12 protein-coding genes are annotated in these 15295 nt (G+C 60.0%); 11 read left to right on the forward strand and 1 reads right to left on the reverse strand.

Going from position 1 to position 15295, the window contains the following annotated elements; genetic code table 11:
* Positions 1-2: 2 nt before the first annotated feature.
* From murD to lpxC, 9 genes are all read left to right on the forward strand, one after another.
* Positions 3-1349, forward strand: a complete 1347-nt coding sequence (gene murD, locus ACY8D3_RS02985) for a UDP-N-acetylmuramoyl-L-alanine--D-glutamate ligase (RefSeq protein ID WP_462381544.1) — start codon at positions 3-5, stop codon at positions 1347-1349.
* Positions 1349-2572 carry a putative lipid II flippase FtsW gene (ftsW, locus tag ACY8D3_RS02990; RefSeq protein WP_462381545.1) on the forward strand — a complete coding sequence of 408 codons (1224 nt, stop codon included), beginning with the start codon at positions 1349-1351 and terminating at the stop codon, positions 2570-2572. The genes murD and ftsW overlap by 1 nt, the downstream gene beginning before the upstream one ends.
* The gene (gene murG, locus ACY8D3_RS02995; RefSeq protein WP_462381546.1) at positions 2562-3632 is read left to right on the forward strand and encodes an undecaprenyldiphospho-muramoylpentapeptide beta-N-acetylglucosaminyltransferase; all 1071 of its coding nucleotides are present in this window, start codon (positions 2562-2564) and stop codon (positions 3630-3632) included. The genes ftsW and murG overlap by 11 nt, the downstream gene beginning before the upstream one ends.
* The gene (gene murC / locus ACY8D3_RS03000; RefSeq protein ID WP_462381547.1) at positions 3625-5076 is read left to right on the forward strand and encodes a UDP-N-acetylmuramate--L-alanine ligase; all 1452 of its coding nucleotides are present in this window, start codon (positions 3625-3627) and stop codon (positions 5074-5076) included. The genes murG and murC overlap by 8 nt, the downstream gene beginning before the upstream one ends.
* Positions 5073-6008 carry a D-alanine--D-alanine ligase gene (locus tag ACY8D3_RS03005; RefSeq protein WP_462381548.1) on the forward strand — a complete coding sequence of 312 codons (936 nt, stop codon included), beginning with the start codon at positions 5073-5075 and terminating at the stop codon, positions 6006-6008. Before murC ends, ACY8D3_RS03005 begins: the two co-directional genes overlap by 4 nt.
* Positions 6009-6010: 2 nt before the next feature.
* Positions 6011-6880 carry a cell division protein FtsQ/DivIB gene (locus ACY8D3_RS03010; protein WP_462381549.1) on the forward strand — a complete coding sequence of 290 codons (870 nt, stop codon included), beginning with the start codon at positions 6011-6013 and terminating at the stop codon, positions 6878-6880.
* An 18-nt stretch (positions 6881-6898) separates the two neighbouring features.
* The gene (gene ftsA, locus ACY8D3_RS03015) at positions 6899-8155 is read left to right on the forward strand and encodes a cell division protein FtsA (RefSeq protein ID WP_462381550.1); all 1257 of its coding nucleotides are present in this window, start codon (positions 6899-6901) and stop codon (positions 8153-8155) included.
* Between the two features lie 47 nt (positions 8156-8202).
* Complete coding sequence (ftsZ, locus tag ACY8D3_RS03020) at positions 8203-9396, forward strand: cell division protein FtsZ (protein WP_462381551.1); 1194 nt, start codon at positions 8203-8205, stop codon at positions 9394-9396.
* A gap of 109 nt (positions 9397-9505) precedes the next feature.
* Positions 9506-10417 carry a UDP-3-O-acyl-N-acetylglucosamine deacetylase gene (gene lpxC / locus ACY8D3_RS03025; protein WP_462381552.1) on the forward strand — a complete coding sequence of 304 codons (912 nt, stop codon included), beginning with the start codon at positions 9506-9508 and terminating at the stop codon, positions 10415-10417.
* A gap of 141 nt (positions 10418-10558) precedes the next feature.
* Here the strand turns inward: lpxC and ACY8D3_RS03030 are convergent, their stop codons facing one another.
* Positions 10559-11014, reverse strand: a complete 456-nt coding sequence (locus tag ACY8D3_RS03030; RefSeq protein WP_462381553.1) for a DciA family protein — start codon at positions 11012-11014, stop codon at positions 10559-10561.
* Positions 11015-11243: 229 nt separating this feature from the next.
* Between ACY8D3_RS03030 and secA the strand changes: the two genes are divergently transcribed.
* Complete coding sequence (gene secA / locus ACY8D3_RS03035) at positions 11244-13976, forward strand: preprotein translocase subunit SecA (RefSeq protein ID WP_462381554.1); 2733 nt, start codon at positions 11244-11246, stop codon at positions 13974-13976.
* A gap of 92 nt (positions 13977-14068) precedes the next feature.
* Positions 14069-15286 (forward strand): bifunctional glutamate N-acetyltransferase/amino-acid acetyltransferase ArgJ, encoded by a 1218-nt coding sequence (gene argJ, locus ACY8D3_RS03040; protein WP_462381555.1) that lies wholly within the window; start codon positions 14069-14071, stop codon positions 15284-15286.
* Positions 15287-15295 lie beyond the last annotated feature (9 nt).

The raw sequence follows: 15295 nt of genomic DNA on the forward strand, positions 1-15295 counted from the left end.
AGATGAGTCTGATCGCTTCCGACCAATTCCGCATCGTTGTCGGCCTCGGCAAGAGCGGCATGTCCCTGGTGCGCTACCTGGCGCGCCAAGGCGTGCCGTTCGCCGTGGTCGACAGCCGTGACGACCCGCCGGAATTGGCAACGCTGCGTAGCGAGTATCCCGAGGTCGAGGTTCGTTGCGGTGAGCTGGATGCCGACTTTCTAGCACGTGCCGGCGAATTGCTGGTCAGCCCAGGTCTTGCACTTTCGACGCCCGCACTGCAGGAAGCTGCGCAACGTGGTGTTCGTCTGTCGGGTGATATCGAGCTGTTTGCGCGTCTTGCCAAGGCGCCGATCATCGCAATCAGTGGCTCCAATGCAAAGAGCACGGTAACGACGCTCGTTGGCGAGATGGCCCGTGCCGCAGGCCGTCGTGTTGCAGTTGGGGGCAATCTCGGTACCCCTGCGCTCGATCTGCTGGGCGACGATGTCGATCTCTATGTCATCGAGCTTTCGAGCTTTCAGCTTGAGACCACGAACCGTCTGAATGCCGAGGTCGCAACGGTCCTGAACGTCAGCGAAGATCACATGGATCGCTATGCAGATCTCCAGGCCTATCATCTTGCGAAGCACCGAATCTTTCAGGGCGCAAGGCAAGTTGTAGTGAATCGCCAGGATGCCTTGTCCCGTCCCTTGATTGCCGACCAGGTCCCGTGCTGGACCTTCGGACTCGACAAGCCGGATTTCAAGGGTTTCGGCTTGATTGATATGGACGGTGCGAAGCACTTGGCATTCCAGTTTGATGCATTGATGCCGGCCAGCGAACTCAAGATACGCGGCGCGCACAATCAGGCCAACGCGCTCGCCGCGCTCGCGCTAGGCCATGCAGCAGGTCTTCCGTTCGACGCAATGCTGGCAGCGCTGCGTGAATTCACAGGGCTACCTCATCGCTGTGAATGGGTGCGTGAGCGCGACGGGGTCACCTACTACAACGATTCCAAGGCCACGAATGTCGGCGCTGCGCTAGCCGCCATCGAAGGGCTTGGTGCTGACATTGCCGGAAAGGTAGTACTCGTCGCGGGCGGTGATGGCAAGGGCGCAGATTTCTCAGCCCTGCGCGATCCAATCGCTCGGCAATGCCGTGCAGTGATTCTCATGGGCCGTGATGCAGATCGCATCGCTGCCGTGCTGGAGCCCTCGACGGCTATCATTCGCGTCGACAGCCTCGACCAGGCGGTGCGCGCTGCGGCGGATACCGCAAAGGCGGGCGACGCGGTGCTGCTCTCGCCTGCGTGCGCCAGTTTCGACATGTTCCGTAATTTCGAAGACCGCGGACATCAGTTCGCCGCTACCGTAGGAGGGCTGCAGTGATGTGGCAGTTGCTGCGCTCCGCACCATCGCCGCTTCATAGCCGTCGCGGCATCGACATGGACTTTCCATTCCTGGCCGGCTGCCTCGCGCTGCTGGGTCTCGGACTGGTGATGATCACTTCGGCGTCGTCAGAAGTTGCCGCGGTGAACGCTGGCAATCCGCTTTACCACATGATACGTCACCTCATCTATATCGCCATTGGGTTGGTAGGGTTCGTCTGCGCGCTATTGGTACCCATGGCGACCTGGCAGCGGTTGGGCGGCTGGCTGATAATCGCGGCGTTCGGGCTGCTGGTGGTCGTGCTGATTCCGGGCATTGGCCGCGAGGTCAACGGGTCGATGCGCTGGGTCGGCTTCGGGATGTTCAACGTCCAGCCGTCCGAGATCGCCAAAGTCTTCGTTGTGCTTTACCTCGCAGGCTACCTGGTTCGGCGGCAAGCTGAAGTCCGGGAAAGCTGGGCGGGCTTTTTCAAACCGTTCATCGTGCTGATGCCGATGGCGTTCCTGCTGCTACTCGAACCCGATTTCGGTGCCACAGTAGTGATGATGGGAGCTGCCGCTGCCATGCTCTTCCTGGGCGGCGTCGGAATCTTCAGGTTCGGGTTAATGGTGATTCTTGCGGTCGGAGCCGTGTTCGTTCTGGTCCAGACTCAGCAATATCGCTTGCAGCGTCTGATCACCTTCACCGACCCGTGGGCCGACCAGTACGGCTCTGGATATCAGTTGACCCAGGCCCTGATCGCATTCGGTCGAGGTGAATGGTTTGGCGTCGGGCTCGGTAACAGCATCCAGAAGCAGTTCTACCTCCCTGAAGCTCATACCGACTTCGTATTCTCGGTGCTAGCTGAAGAGCTTGGCGTCGTCGGGTCGCTGGCCACCGTTGCGCTCTTCACGTTCGTTTGCGTTCGCGGGCTGTTCATCGGACTGTGGGCAGAGCGCGCCAAGCAGTACTACGCCGCCTATACCGCATACGGCCTTTCGTTCCTGTGGATCGGTCAGTTCCTGATCAACATTGGCGTAAATGCCGGTCTTCTCCCTACCAAAGGCCTGACGCTGCCATTTCTCAGCTACGGCGGTAGTTCGCTGGTGATCTGCTGCGTCAGTATGGGGCTGTTGCTGCGGCTTGAATGGGAGACCCGCTACCAGCTGGGAAGTGAAGACGTCGATTTCGTAGAAGACGACTTCCCGGAAGAGTCGCAGGAGGGCACCCGCTATGCCCGGTAACGTACTGATCATGGCCGGCGGTACGGGTGGGCACGTATTCCCTGCACTCGCGTGCGCACGTGAGTTCGCGGCTCGGGGTTACACCGTTCATTGGCTCGGTACGCCTCGGGGCATCGAGAACGACTTGGTACCCAAAGCAGGCCTACCGTTGCACCTCATCCAGGTCAGCGGCCTGCGTGGTAAAGGCAAGCTGTCGCTTCTCAAGGCTCCGGCTCAGCTGATGGGCGCCTTGATGCAGGCCCGGTCCATCGTGAAATCACTCCAGCCGGTCTGCGTGCTTGGAATGGGCGGCTATGTCACCGGTCCAGGCGGGCTGGCGGCGAAGCTCTGCGGGGTACCGCTGATCATCCACGAGCAGAACGCCGTCGCCGGTACCGCAAATCGCAGCCTTGTCCCATTCGCAGCGCGAGTTTGCGAAGCGTTCCCAGATACCTTTACTGCGTCCGCCAAGCGTCGCACCACAGGCAACCCGGTACGTGAAGAGTTGTTCCTCGAGCCGCGCCGTGAGCCGCTTGCAGGGCGTCGGCCGCGCCTGCTTGTGCTGGGCGGAAGCCTGGGCGCTGAGCCACTCAACAAGCTGTTGCCTGCGGCACTTGGACTGGTTGACGAGTCGCTGCGTCCCGAAGTGTTTCATCAGGCAGGCCGTGAGCACGCAGGCTTAACTGCGGGGCGCTACGAAGCGGCGGCAGTCGCAGCGCGGGTAGAACCCTTTATCAGCGATATGGCGTGGGCCTATGGCTGGGCTGATCTCGTCGTATGCCGCGCGGGCGCACTCACCGTAAGTGAATTGGCTGCCGCAGGGCTGCCGGCATTTCTGGTGCCGCTCCCCCATGCTATCGACGATCACCAGCGACTGAACGCCGAATACCTGGCCAAGGCAGGCGCAGCCTTCCTTTTGCCACAAGCTAGTACCGACGCGGCACTGCTCGCGGCTCGGTTGAATGAGGTTTTGATGGACCCGGAGAAACTCGCGGCCATGGGCGCTCAGGCCAGAAGTCAGGCCAAGCCAGCTGCAACTCGACACGTTGTGGATATTTGCCTGGAGGTGGCCAATGGTTAAGTCTCCGGCGGCGGTCCAGGCGGAAGTACGGCGCATGCGCCAGATCCGTCGAATTCATTTCGTTGGCATCGGCGGCGCAGGCATGTGCGGTATTGCCGAAGTGCTGTTGAACCTGGGTTACGAAGTGACCGGGTCAGATCTCAAGACATCGCCCGTTACCGAGCGCCTGGTGAGCTTTGGCGCGAAGGTTGCGATCGGACATCGGGCGGAAAACGCCCATGGCACCGATGTGCTGGTGGTGTCGAGTGCAGTGAACACCTCCAATCCGGAAGTCGCGTTCGCGTTGGAGAATCGCGTTCCTGTGGTCCGCCGCGCTGAAATGCTGGCTGAATTGATGCGTTATCGCCATGGCATTGCGGTCGCGGGTACGCACGGCAAGACGACCACGACCAGTCTGTTGGCATCGGTCTTTGCCGCCGCTGGTCTGGACCCAACATTCGTGATCGGCGGACGTTTGAACGCGGCCGGGACGAACGCTCAGCTCGGTGGGAGCCGGTTCCTCATCGCCGAAGCCGATGAAAGCGATGCAAGCTTCCTGCACCTGCAGCCAATGGTGGCCGTCGTTACGAATATCGACGCCGACCATATGACCACCTATGGCGGCGACTTTGGAAAGCTCAAAAAAACCTTCGTCGAATTTCTTCACAACCTGCCGTTCTATGGGCTGGCAGTCATGTGTATCGACGATCCGGTTGTCAGTGAAATCCTGCCGCAGGTAAGCCGCCCCGTATTGACCTATGGCCTGAGCGAGCAGGCGGACGTGCGCGCCACCGACATTCGTCAGGAAGGCATGCGGACTCACTTTACTGTGATCCGCAAGGGCATGGCGCCGCTGCGCGTATCAGTCAATATGCCGGGCAACCATAACGTCCTGAATGCACTTGCAACGATTGCCATCGCTACGGATGAAGGCATCGAGGACGAGGCGATCGTGCAGGGGCTTTCCGGCTTCCAGGGCGTAGGGCGTCGCTTTCAGGTGTACGGCGAGCTGCCGGTCGAAGATGGATCCGTCATGGTCGTCGATGACTACGGCCACCATCCGCGCGAGGTGGCTGCGGTCATCAACGCGGTACGTGGCGGCTGGCCTGAGCGTCGGCTTGTCATGGTGTATCAACCGCACCGTTTTAGTCGGACGCGCGACCTGTACGAAGACTTCGTGCAGGTGCTTGGGGACGCCAATGTGCTGTTGCTGATGGAAGTCTATCCGGCGGGCGAGGAGCCGATCCCAGGGGCAGACAGCCGCAACCTGTGCCACAGCATCCGCCAGCGTGGCCGCTTGAACCCTATCTACGTCGAGCGCGGCGCGGAGCTTGCACCGCTGCTCAAACCGCTGTTGCGCGCCGGCGACATCCTGCTCTGCCAAGGCGCTGGAGATGTTGGTGGCATCGCTCCTCAATTGATGCAAAGCCCGCTGTTCACCGATGGCCGGAGGGCCGGATCATGAAGCCGAACATGGACCCCAAGGCGTTTGGCCGCGTAGCCGTACTCTACGGCGGCACCAGTGCAGAGCGTGAAGTTTCGTTGAACTCGGGCATCATGGTGCTCGAGTCCTTGCGTTCGGCTGGTGTTGATGCGTTCGGCATCGATGTCGGGCCGGATATTCTCTCGCGTCTGCAGAGTGAGCGGATCGATCGCGCCTTTATCGTGCTGCACGGCCGTGGTGGCGAGGACGGCTCCATGCAGGGCCTGCTGGAAATCGCCGGCATTCCCTACACAGGTAGCGGGATACTCGCTTCAGCACTGGCAATGGACAAGCTCAAGACCAAACAGGTCTGGACGAGCCTTGGCATTCCGACGCCTCGCCATGCTGTTCTTGGGTCAGAATCCGACTGCCGGTCGGCAGCTGAGGAACTGGGCTTCCCTCTTATCGTCAAACCCGCCCATGAAGGCTCCAGTATCGGCATGGCCAAGGTCAGCGACGTCGACGGATTGATCGGCGCTTGGCGAGATGCGCGTGGCTATGATGCGCAAGTGCTGGTCGAACAATGGATTCAGGGCCCCGAATACACCGTTTCAATGCTGCGCGGCGAAATGCTGCCACCGATCGCTTTAGGCACGCCCCACATCTTTTACGATTACGACGCCAAGTACCTCGCCTCCGATACCCAGTATCGCATTCCGTGCGGGCTGGACGCGGACAAGGAAGCTGAACTCAAAGCGCTATGCGCCCGTGCCTGTGAGGCCGTGGGTGTCCGCGGCTGGGGGCGTGTGGATGTCATGCAGGACGCGAACGGCGACTTCTGGTTGCTCGAAGTGAATACCGCACCCGGCATGACCGATCACAGCCTTGTACCGATGGCAGCGCGTGCCGCGGGTATCGAGTTTCCCGAGCTGGTTGTCGCCATCCTGACCGATAGCGTCGAGGCGGAGGGCTGATCATGTTCCAGAGCATCCGTCATTCCCAGCCCATCGGCCGTCCGGCAGCCCGCAAGGCGCCGCAGCGTGGCGCAAGCCGCCCGGTCGTCAAACCGCCCTTGTCCCAACGTCTACCCAAGCCGAGCCTGTCGCTGTTCAAGCGGTTCAGCTGGCCATTTCTACTGGCAGCGCTGGGGTTTGGAAGCTACGAGCTTGCTCAGCGCGTGATGCCCTATGCGGACCGGCCGATCGCGCAGGTCGCGGTCGAGGGTGACATGAGCTATATCAGCCGCCAGGCGATTGAGCAGCGTATCGGGCCATACGTCACCGCTAACTTCTTCTCGGTCGATCTGGCGGGTATGCGTCAAGAGCTCGAAGGCATGCCTTGGATCGCGCATGCGGAAGTACGCCGCGTCTGGCCCGACCAGGTGGTGATTCGCCTCGAGGAGCAGATGCCGATTGCACGGTGGGGCGACCAGGCATTGCTGAACAATCAAGGGCAAGCGTTCGAGCCCCGTGACCTGTCTCACTACGAGCAGCTGCCGTTGCTTAATGGTCCGCAACGCGCCCAGCAGCGTGTGATGCAGCAGTATCAGGTACTGAGCCAGCTGCTGCGCCCCTTGGGCTTCACGATTGCCGGCCTGGAGCTCCGGGAGCGGGGCAGCTGGTTCCTGACTACGGCGGCAAACGATCGGGGACCAGGGTTCGAACTGTTCCTGGGCCGCGATCGCATCGTTGAGAAAGTACGCCGCTTCATCGCGATTTATGACCACGCGCTGAAAGAGCAGATCGCTAACGTCAAGAGCGTCGACCTTCGCTATGCCAACGGCCTCGCCGTGGCCTGGCGTGAGCCGGTGCCGGAAGCGACGGACAAATCCGTCGCCATGAAATAACAGGAGAATCCGCGGATTATGGCAACCACACAAAGCGGCAAAATGATCGTCGGACTGGATATCGGCACCTCCAAGGTCGTCGCACTGGTAGGCGAAATTGCCGCGGACGGCCAACTCGAAATCGTCGGGATCGGCACGCACCCGTCGCGTGGTCTGAAGAAGGGTGTGGTAGTCAATATCGAGTCCACCGTTCAATCCATCCAGCGTGCGGTCGAGGAAGCGCAGCTAATGGCTGGCTGCCGCATCCACTCGGCCTTCGTGGGGGTGGCTGGAAACCACATCCGCAGCCTTAATAGCCACGGCATCGTCGCGATCCGAGATCGCGAGGTGAGCACGGCGGATCTGGAGCGTGTGCTCGACGCGGCGCAGGCGGTTGCAATCCCTGCCGACCAAAGGGTCTTGCACACGCTGCCCCAGGACTATGTCATCGACAATCAGGAAGGCGTCCGCGAGCCGCTGGGTATGTCAGGGGTTCGGCTCGAGGCAAAGGTGCACGTCGTCACGTGCGCCGTGAACGCCGCGCAAAACATCGAGAAATGTGTCCGTCGTTGCGATCTGGAGGTGGACGACATCATTCTCGAGCAGTTGGCCTCGGCCTACGCAGTGCTGACGGACGACGAGAAGGAGCTGGGTGTATGCCTCGTCGACATCGGTGGCGGTACGACCGATATCTGCGTCTTCACTGAAGGCGCGATTCGACACACAGCCGTGATTCCGATTGCGGGCGATCAGGTCACTAACGACATTGCGATGGCGTTGCGTACGCCCACTCAGTACGCCGAGGAAATCAAGATTCGATATGCCTGCGCGCTTGCCAAGCTGGCTGGCGCTGGCGAAACCATCAAGGTGCCCAGCGTGGGCGACCGCCCCCCGCGTGAACTTTCCCGCCAGGCCCTGGCCGAGGTGGTAGAGCCGCGTTATGACGAACTGTTCACGTTGGTTCAGGCCGAGCTGCGTCGCAGCGGCTACGAAGACATGGTACCGGCCGGCATCGTGCTGACCGGAGGAACCTCCAAAATGGAAGGCGCTGTCGAGCTGGCGGAAGAGATCTTCCACATGCCGGTTCGACTGGGTATGCCACAGACGGTCAAGGGCCTGACCGATGTCGTGCGCAACCCCATCTATTCCACAGGCGTAGGCCTGTTGCTCTATGGAATGCAGAAGCCGGCCGATGGTAGTGGCCTGAGTGGCTATAGCGCCTATAGCAGCTCAAGCGAGGAGAGCAAGGTCCCTGTACTCGAGCGCATCAAGCGTTGGGTTCAGGGCAATTTTTAGTAGTGCAGTAGGCGAAACCAACTAGAAGACTTACGAGGAGAGGGAAAATGTTTGAATTGGTAGACAACGTACCAACCAGCGCAGTGATCAAAGTGATCGGTGTGGGTGGCGGCGGCGGCAACGCCGTGAACCACATGGCCAAGAGTGGCATTGAAGGCGTCGAATTCATCTGTGCAAATACCGACGCCCAAGCACTGAAGAACATCACTGCGCGCACTGTTCTCCAATTGGGTACCGGTGTAACCAAGGGTCTGGGTGCTGGCGCGAACCCGGAAGTGGGCCGTCAGGCCGCCATGGAAGACCGCGATCGCATCGCTGAAGTGCTGCAGGGCACTGACATGGTGTTCATCACCACGGGCATGGGTGGTGGTACCGGTACCGGTGCTGCACCGATCATCGCTGAAGTCGCCAAGGACATGGGTATCCTGACCGTTGCGGTCGTAACCCGTCCGTTCCCCTTCGAAGGCCGCAAGCGCATGGTCATCGCCGACGAGGGCATCCGTGCCCTGGCCGAGAGCGTCGACTCCCTCATCACCATTCCGAACGAAAAATTGCTGACCATCCTCGGCAAGGATGCAAGCCTGCTGGCAGCCTTCTCGAAAGCTGACGATGTATTGTCCGGCGCCGTTCGTGGTATTTCCGACATCATCAAGCGTCCTGGCATGATCAACGTCGACTTCGCGGACGTTAAGACCGTGATGAGCGAGATGGGTATGGCCATGATGGGTACCGGTTGCGCGAGCGGTCCGAATCGCGCCCGCGAAGCGACTGAAGAGGCGATCCGCAACCCGCTGCTCGAAGACGTCAATCTTCAGGGCGCCCGCGGTATCCTCGTCAACATCACCGCAGGTCCGGACCTGTCGCTGGGTGAGTACTCCGACGTTGGTAGCATCATCGAGCAGTTCGCTTCCGAGCACGCGACGGTCAAGGTCGGCACTGTGATCGACCCTGATATGCGCGACGAGCTGCACGTTACCGTGGTTGCGACGGGCCTTGGCACTCGAATCGAGAAGCCGGTCAAGGTCGTCGACAACACCGTTCAGGCTCAGCCCATGCAGCCTGCCGCAACTCAGCAGCAGCCCGCTCGCCCTGAGCAGCCTGCTGTGAACTACAAGGAGTATGAGCGTCCCACAGTGCAGCGCCAGAGCCACTCCGGCGCAGCGACGGCGGCGAAGATGAACCCGCACGATGACCTGGACTATCTCGATATCCCGGCCTTCCTGCGTCGTCAGGCTGATTGACAAGGACTATCGACCGCATGGTAGCGATCGGTATAAAGCAAATGGGGCATCTGCTATGATCGCCCCATTGCTGATAACAGCTCGCAACTAGCGGAAAGCGATTTCGTACATGATCAAACAACGCACACTGAAGAACACCATCCGTGCCACCGGCATCGGCCTGCATTCGGGTCAGAAGGTCTACCTGACCCTGAAACCGGCGCCAGTGGACAGCGGAATCAAGTTCTGCCGCGTCGATCTCGACCCGCCCGTCGAGATTCAGGCGTACGCCGAAAACGTAGGTGCAACCACCATGTCGACCACCCTCATCAAGGGTGATGTGAAGGTCGATACGGTCGAGCATCTGCTGTCGGCAATGGCCGGATTGGGCATCGATAACGCCTACATCGAATTGTCCGCTTCCGAAGTGCCGATCATGGATGGAAGCGCGGGTCCTTTCGTCTTCCTGATTCAGTCAGCTGGGTTGGAGGAGCAGGATGCGCCGAAGAAATTCATTCGCATCAAGCGGGAAGTCAAAGTGACGGATGGGGACAAGAGCGCGACGTTCCTACCGTTCGAAGGCTTCAAGGTCGGATTCGAAATTGAGTTCGATCATCCCGTGTTCCACAACCGTACCAAAACGGCGAGCGTCGACTTCTCCAGCACGTCGTTCGTGAAAGAAGTGAGTCGTGCGCGTACCTTCGGGTTCATGCGCGATCTGGATTACATGCGTTCCAACAACCTGGCACTCGGCGGCAGCGTCGATAACGCCATCGTTGTTGCAGAAGACGGTGTGATGAACGAAGACGGCCTTCGCTACGAGGACGAATTCGTACGGCACAAGATACTGGACGCCATCGGCGACCTGTACTTGCTGGGCAACAGCCTGATTGGCGAATACCAGGGCTACAAGTCTGGCCACGGTCTCAACAATCGCCTGCTCAGAGCGCTGATCGCTCAGCCGGATGCATATGAGGTCGTTACGTTCGAAGATGATTCGGCCGCACCTATCTCCTACATGCAGCCTGCTGCGCACGCATGATGTAATACCTCTCCAAGAATTGGGCCGCCTTCGGGCGGCCTTTTTTGTGCGCGTACGAAACGTGCGCAAACGCTTGATTCTGTGCTGATGGCGACGGGTAATACTGAGCCTCGGCGAGCGCGGCTATCAGCCTGTCTGACGTCAGGGTTTGGGTTCGGCGTGGCGCGCCAAGCGTTCCAGCGCGGAGCGTAGTCGAGGGTCGCTGATACCCTCCGCGGTCGCGCGTACCGCTTCAGCGGCGCCTGTGGACAACAGGGGGGGAGGGGGCAAGCCAGATGCACGTGATCCGGTAGGCTGGACCTTGATGAGAATTCGTTCGAGCGACGCAAACGTTTCGTCGGACTGAAGTTGGCGAAGCAGGCGCCGTTGCTGGTAGCGCATCCGCGTAGCCCAATTACTGTCAGTGATAATCAGGAGCAGGTTGCCCTCGCGGAACGCAGCGACCCGGCAACAGGCGCGCGCGGCAGGCTGTAGCTGCGCTTCCACCAGCCGCTGAAGTTTTTCCAGCCGACCGGCCTGGTCCACCAGGGCTCGGAGCGGACGAGCCTCTTTCAGCAAGGCCGCAGGGGTGCGGGCGGGAGTAGGGCGCGAAGTCATTTCCGTAATCCAGGCAGATCGAGCCGTATCTTATCAGAGTGCCTATGTGCCACGTGTTGCCGGCCAGTATGGCGTTTGCCATACCCTTCTGTGACATGGGCTGCTGGCTCCTGGCTTTTATCCTTGGCGTTTCCGAGTAGAATGTCCCCCTTTCGCATGCGGCGGTCGTGCCGCTAGGACGCGGGAACTCGTTGTCCTCAATCCATTTCGAGTGGAAGTAACTGCCCTTATGTTTGCGCCTTTGTTGAAAAAACTCTTTGGAAGCAAGAACGAGCGCGAGGTCAAGCGGATGGCCCGGGCGGTGCAGGCCGTCAACGTCCTCGAGGAGCAGATGGTCGCACTGAGCGATGAGCAGCTGCGCGCCAAGACCGAAGAGTTCAAGGCTCGGTTCGCCAAGGGCGAATCGCTGGACAAGTTGCTTCCGGAAGCTTTCGCGGTCGTCCGGGAGGCTGGCAAGCGCGTAATGGGCATGCGCCACTTCGACGTTCAGCTCATCGGTGGTATGGCGTTGCATGAAGGCAAGATTGCCGAAATGCGAACCGGCGAAGGTAAAACACTCGTCGGCACCCTGGCCGTCTACTTGAATGCATTGTCCGGCAAGGGCGTGCACGTGGTCACGGTCAACGATTACCTCGCCCGCCGGGACGCCAACTGGATGCGCCCGCTTTACGAGTTTCTTGGCCTCTCGGTTGGCATCGTGCTGCCTTTTCAGCCGCCGGAAGAAAAGCGTGCCGCCTACGCCTCGGACATCACCTACGGCACGAACAACGAATTCGGTTTCGACTACCTGCGCGACAACATGGCGTTCAGCCTCGCCGACAAATTTCAGCGCGAGCTGAATTTCGCCGTAGTCGATGAAGTCGACTCCATCCTCATTGATGAAGCGCGTACTCCGCTCATCATTTCTGGACAGGCCGAAGACAGCTCCCGCCTGTATACCCAGATCAATCAGATGATTCCTCGCCTGCAGCCGCATGTGGAACCCGAAGAGGGCGCGGAAGGCCAAGAGGGTCATTACACCATCGACGAAAAGACTCGTCAGGTCGAGATGACCGAAGCTGGGCATCAGTTCACTGAGGAAATCCTGACCCAGTCGGGACTGCTCGCCGAAGGTGAAAGCCTCTATTCGGCTCACAACCTCGGATTGCTAACGCACGTTTATGCTGGCCTGCGCGCCCACAAGCTCTTCCATCGCAACGTGGAATACATCGTTCAGAACGACCAGGTCGTTCTGATCGATGAGCACACCGGCCGTACGATGCAGGGCCGTCGTCTCTCGGAAGGCCTGCATCAGGCGATTGAGGCGAAGGAAGGGGTGACCATTCAGGCCGAAAGTCAGACGCTTGCGTCAACGACGTTCCAGAACTACTTCCGCCTCTACAACAAGCTGGCTGGGATGACCGGTACAGCTGATACCGAGGCGTTTGAATTCCACCAGATCTACGGTCTGGATGTGGTCGTGATTCCGACCCATCGGCCGATTCTGCGTAAGGATTTCAACGATCTGGTCTATCTCACTCAGGAAGAGAAGTATCAGGCGATTATCGCTGACGTTAAGGAATGCCAGGCGCAGGGCCGGCCGATCCTGGTTGGTACCGCTTCGATCGAAACCTCGGAATATGTCTCCCAGCTGCTGACCAAAGCGGGCATCGACCACAAGGTCCTGAACGCCAAATACCACGAAAAGGAAGCCGAGATCATCGCGCAGGCAGGCCGTCCAGGCGCTGTAACGCTGGCGACCAACATGGCCGGTCGTGGTACCGACATTCTGCTGGGTGGTAACTGGGAAGTTGAAGTCGCCTCGCTGGAGAACCCGACCGACGAACAAGTTGCCGAAATCAAGGCACAGTGGCAGAAGCGCCACCAGCAGGTCATTGAGGCAGGTGGCTTGCACGTCATCGCCTCTGAGCGCCATGAGTCCCGCCGCATCGATAACCAGCTGCGTGGGCGTGCGGGCCGCCAGGGCGATCCGGGCTCGAGCCGTTTCTACCTGTCACTCGAAGATAGCCTGATGCGCATCTTCGCCTCCGACCGCGTGAAGAACTTCATGAAAGCCCTTGGCATGCAGTCGGGCGAGGCGATCGAGCACCGCATGGTGACGAATGCGATCGAAAAGGCACAGCGCAAGGTCGAAGGTCGTAACTTCGATATCCGCAAACAGCTTCTCGAGTTCGATGACGTGGCCAATGAGCAGCGCAAGGTGATCTATCACATGCGTAACAGCTTGCTGGCGGCCGATAACATCGGTGACACCATCAAGGAGTTCCGTGAAGAAGTCCTGAAGGCGATGATTGACCAGCACATCCCGCCGCAGTCGATGCCCGAACAGTGGGACGTGGCCGGCCTTGAAGCTGCGCTCTATAGCGATTTCGGCATCAAGCTTCCAATTCAGCAGTGGCTGGACGAAGACGATCGCCTCTTCGAAGAAACCCTGCGCGAGAAGATCAGCGAGCAGTTGATCGCCGCGTACGAGGAAAAGGAAACGTTGGCAGGGGAGGAAGCACTGCGCACCTTCGAGAAGCAGATGGTTTTGCGCGTGCTGGACGATCTGTGGAAGGACCACCTGTCCACCATGGATCACCTGCGTCATGGTATTCACCTTCGCGGCTATGCCCAGAAGAACCCGAAACAGGAGTACAAGCGCGAGTCCTTCACGCTGTTCCAGGAACTGCTTGAGTCCATCAAGCGCGACTCCATTCGCGTGCTTTCCCACGTTCAGGTGCGTCGCGAAGACCCGGCCGAGGAAGAGGCGCGCATGCAGCGCGAGGCCGAGGCCATGGCTCAACGCATGCAGTTCCAGCACGAAAGCGCACCGGCGATCGATACGCCGGAAACGGGCGAAGAGGGTGAGGTGGCCGTAGCGCCAGCACCCGCTCGCACGGAACAGAAGATAGGCCGCAACGAACCATGTCCTTGTGGTTCCGGCAAGAAATACAAGCACTGCCACGGGCAGGTGCAGTAACAACCGGGCCGAGATCGATTCCGGTCCATATCACGCCGCGACGGTTCATTCTGCCGCGGCGTTTTTCTTTGATTCGCACGAGGAGTTTGCTGATGGCTGTCGGTCTTGGTCCCCTGCCAACGTTGCACCCGGTTCCCGGTTTTGAACTGGGCATCGCTTCTGCCGGCATCAAGCGTCCCGGACGCAAGGACATCGTCGTCATGCGATGTGCTGAAGGCTCCAATGTAGCGGGTGTATTCACCTTGAACGCGTTTTGTGCAGCACCTGTCACGATCGCCAAACAGCGCGTGCATGGCCCCGTGCGTTATTTGCTGACCAATACGGGTAATGCGAACGCTGGAACGGGGGCTGCTGGCATGAGCGCAGCGACGCGTACCTGCGCTGCACTGGCTGCATTAGCGAACGTCAGTGAGGCGGCTGTGCTGCCGTTCTCGACCGGGGTGATTGGCGAGCCATTGCCGGTCGAGAAAGTCGAGGCAGCACTGCCGGCAGCGCTGGCTGACCTTCGTGCGGACAATTGGGAAGCGGCGGCCAGCGGCATCATGACCACCGATACCTTGCCCAAGGGGGCGAGTCGCCAGTTCACGCACGACGGCGTTACCGTGACCGTGACCGGCATCAGCAAGGGCGCAGGTATGATTCGACCGAACATGGCGACCATGTTGGGTTACATTGCGACCGACGCGAAGGTGGACGCCAAGGTCCTCCAGGACCTGCTGCGCGACGCTGCGAACAAGTCGTTCAACCGCATCACGATCGATGGTGATACCTCTACGAACGACTGCTGCATGCTTCTAGCCACCGGGCAGGCGGACCTGCCGGAGATCGATCAGGCCGGTGGGGAATTGTTCGCCAAATTCCGGGAGGCGGTACTGGACGTATCGATGGAGTTGGCGCAGGCCATCGTTCGAGACGGCGAAGGCGCTACCAAATTCGTGACGGTCGAAGTCAACGGCGGCGCGACCTATCAGGAATGCCTGGACGTCGCCTACGCGGTGGCCCACTCGCCACTGATCAAGACGGCCCTATTCGCTTCGGACCCGAACTGGGGCCGTATCCTCGCGGCGGTGGGGCGCGCGGGTGTGCAGAATCTCGACGTGTCGAAGATCGATGTGTACCTGGGCGACGTCTGTATTGCCAGCCAGGGCGGGCGCTCTTCAACCTATACCGAAGAGCAGGGTGCAGCCGTCATGGCGCAGGCCGAAATCGGGATTCGCATCGAGCTGGGTCGTGGCCATTGCAATGAGACGATCTGGACGACTGACCTGTCCCATGAGTACGTGAAGATCAACGCTGAATACCGCACCTGATCGTTTATC

Source organism: Pseudomonas sp. Marseille-QA0892 (genome assembly GCF_054950135.1).

Bases quoted from the DNA above. Each gene is read 5' to 3' on its own strand.
- ftsZ (WP_462381551.1), top strand. From the start codon at position 8,203: ATGTTTGAATTGGTAGACAACGTACCAACCAGCGCAGTGATCAAAGTG.
- ftsW (WP_462381545.1), top strand. From the start codon at position 1,349: ATGTGGCAGTTGCTGCGCTCCGCACCATCGCCGCTTCATAGCCGTCGC.
- murG (WP_462381546.1), top strand. From the start codon at position 2,562: ATGCCCGGTAACGTACTGATCATGGCCGGCGGTACGGGTGGGCACGTA.
- ACY8D3_RS03005 (WP_462381548.1), top strand. From the start codon at position 5,073: ATGAAGCCGAACATGGACCCCAAGGCGTTTGGCCGCGTAGCCGTACTC.
- ACY8D3_RS03030 (WP_462381553.1), bottom strand. From the start codon at position 11,014: ATGACTTCGCGCCCTACTCCCGCCCGCACCCCTGCGGCCTTGCTGAAA.
- ftsA (WP_462381550.1), top strand. From the start codon at position 6,899: ATGGCAACCACACAAAGCGGCAAAATGATCGTCGGACTGGATATCGGC.
- lpxC (WP_462381552.1), top strand. From the start codon at position 9,506: ATGATCAAACAACGCACACTGAAGAACACCATCCGTGCCACCGGCATC.
- secA (WP_462381554.1), top strand. From the start codon at position 11,244: ATGTTTGCGCCTTTGTTGAAAAAACTCTTTGGAAGCAAGAACGAGCGC.
- murD (WP_462381544.1), top strand. From the start codon at position 3: ATGAGTCTGATCGCTTCCGACCAATTCCGCATCGTTGTCGGCCTCGGC.
- argJ (WP_462381555.1), top strand. From the start codon at position 14,069: ATGGCTGTCGGTCTTGGTCCCCTGCCAACGTTGCACCCGGTTCCCGGT.
- ACY8D3_RS03010 (WP_462381549.1), top strand. From the start codon at position 6,011: ATGTTCCAGAGCATCCGTCATTCCCAGCCCATCGGCCGTCCGGCAGCC.
- murC (WP_462381547.1), top strand. From the start codon at position 3,625: ATGGTTAAGTCTCCGGCGGCGGTCCAGGCGGAAGTACGGCGCATGCGC.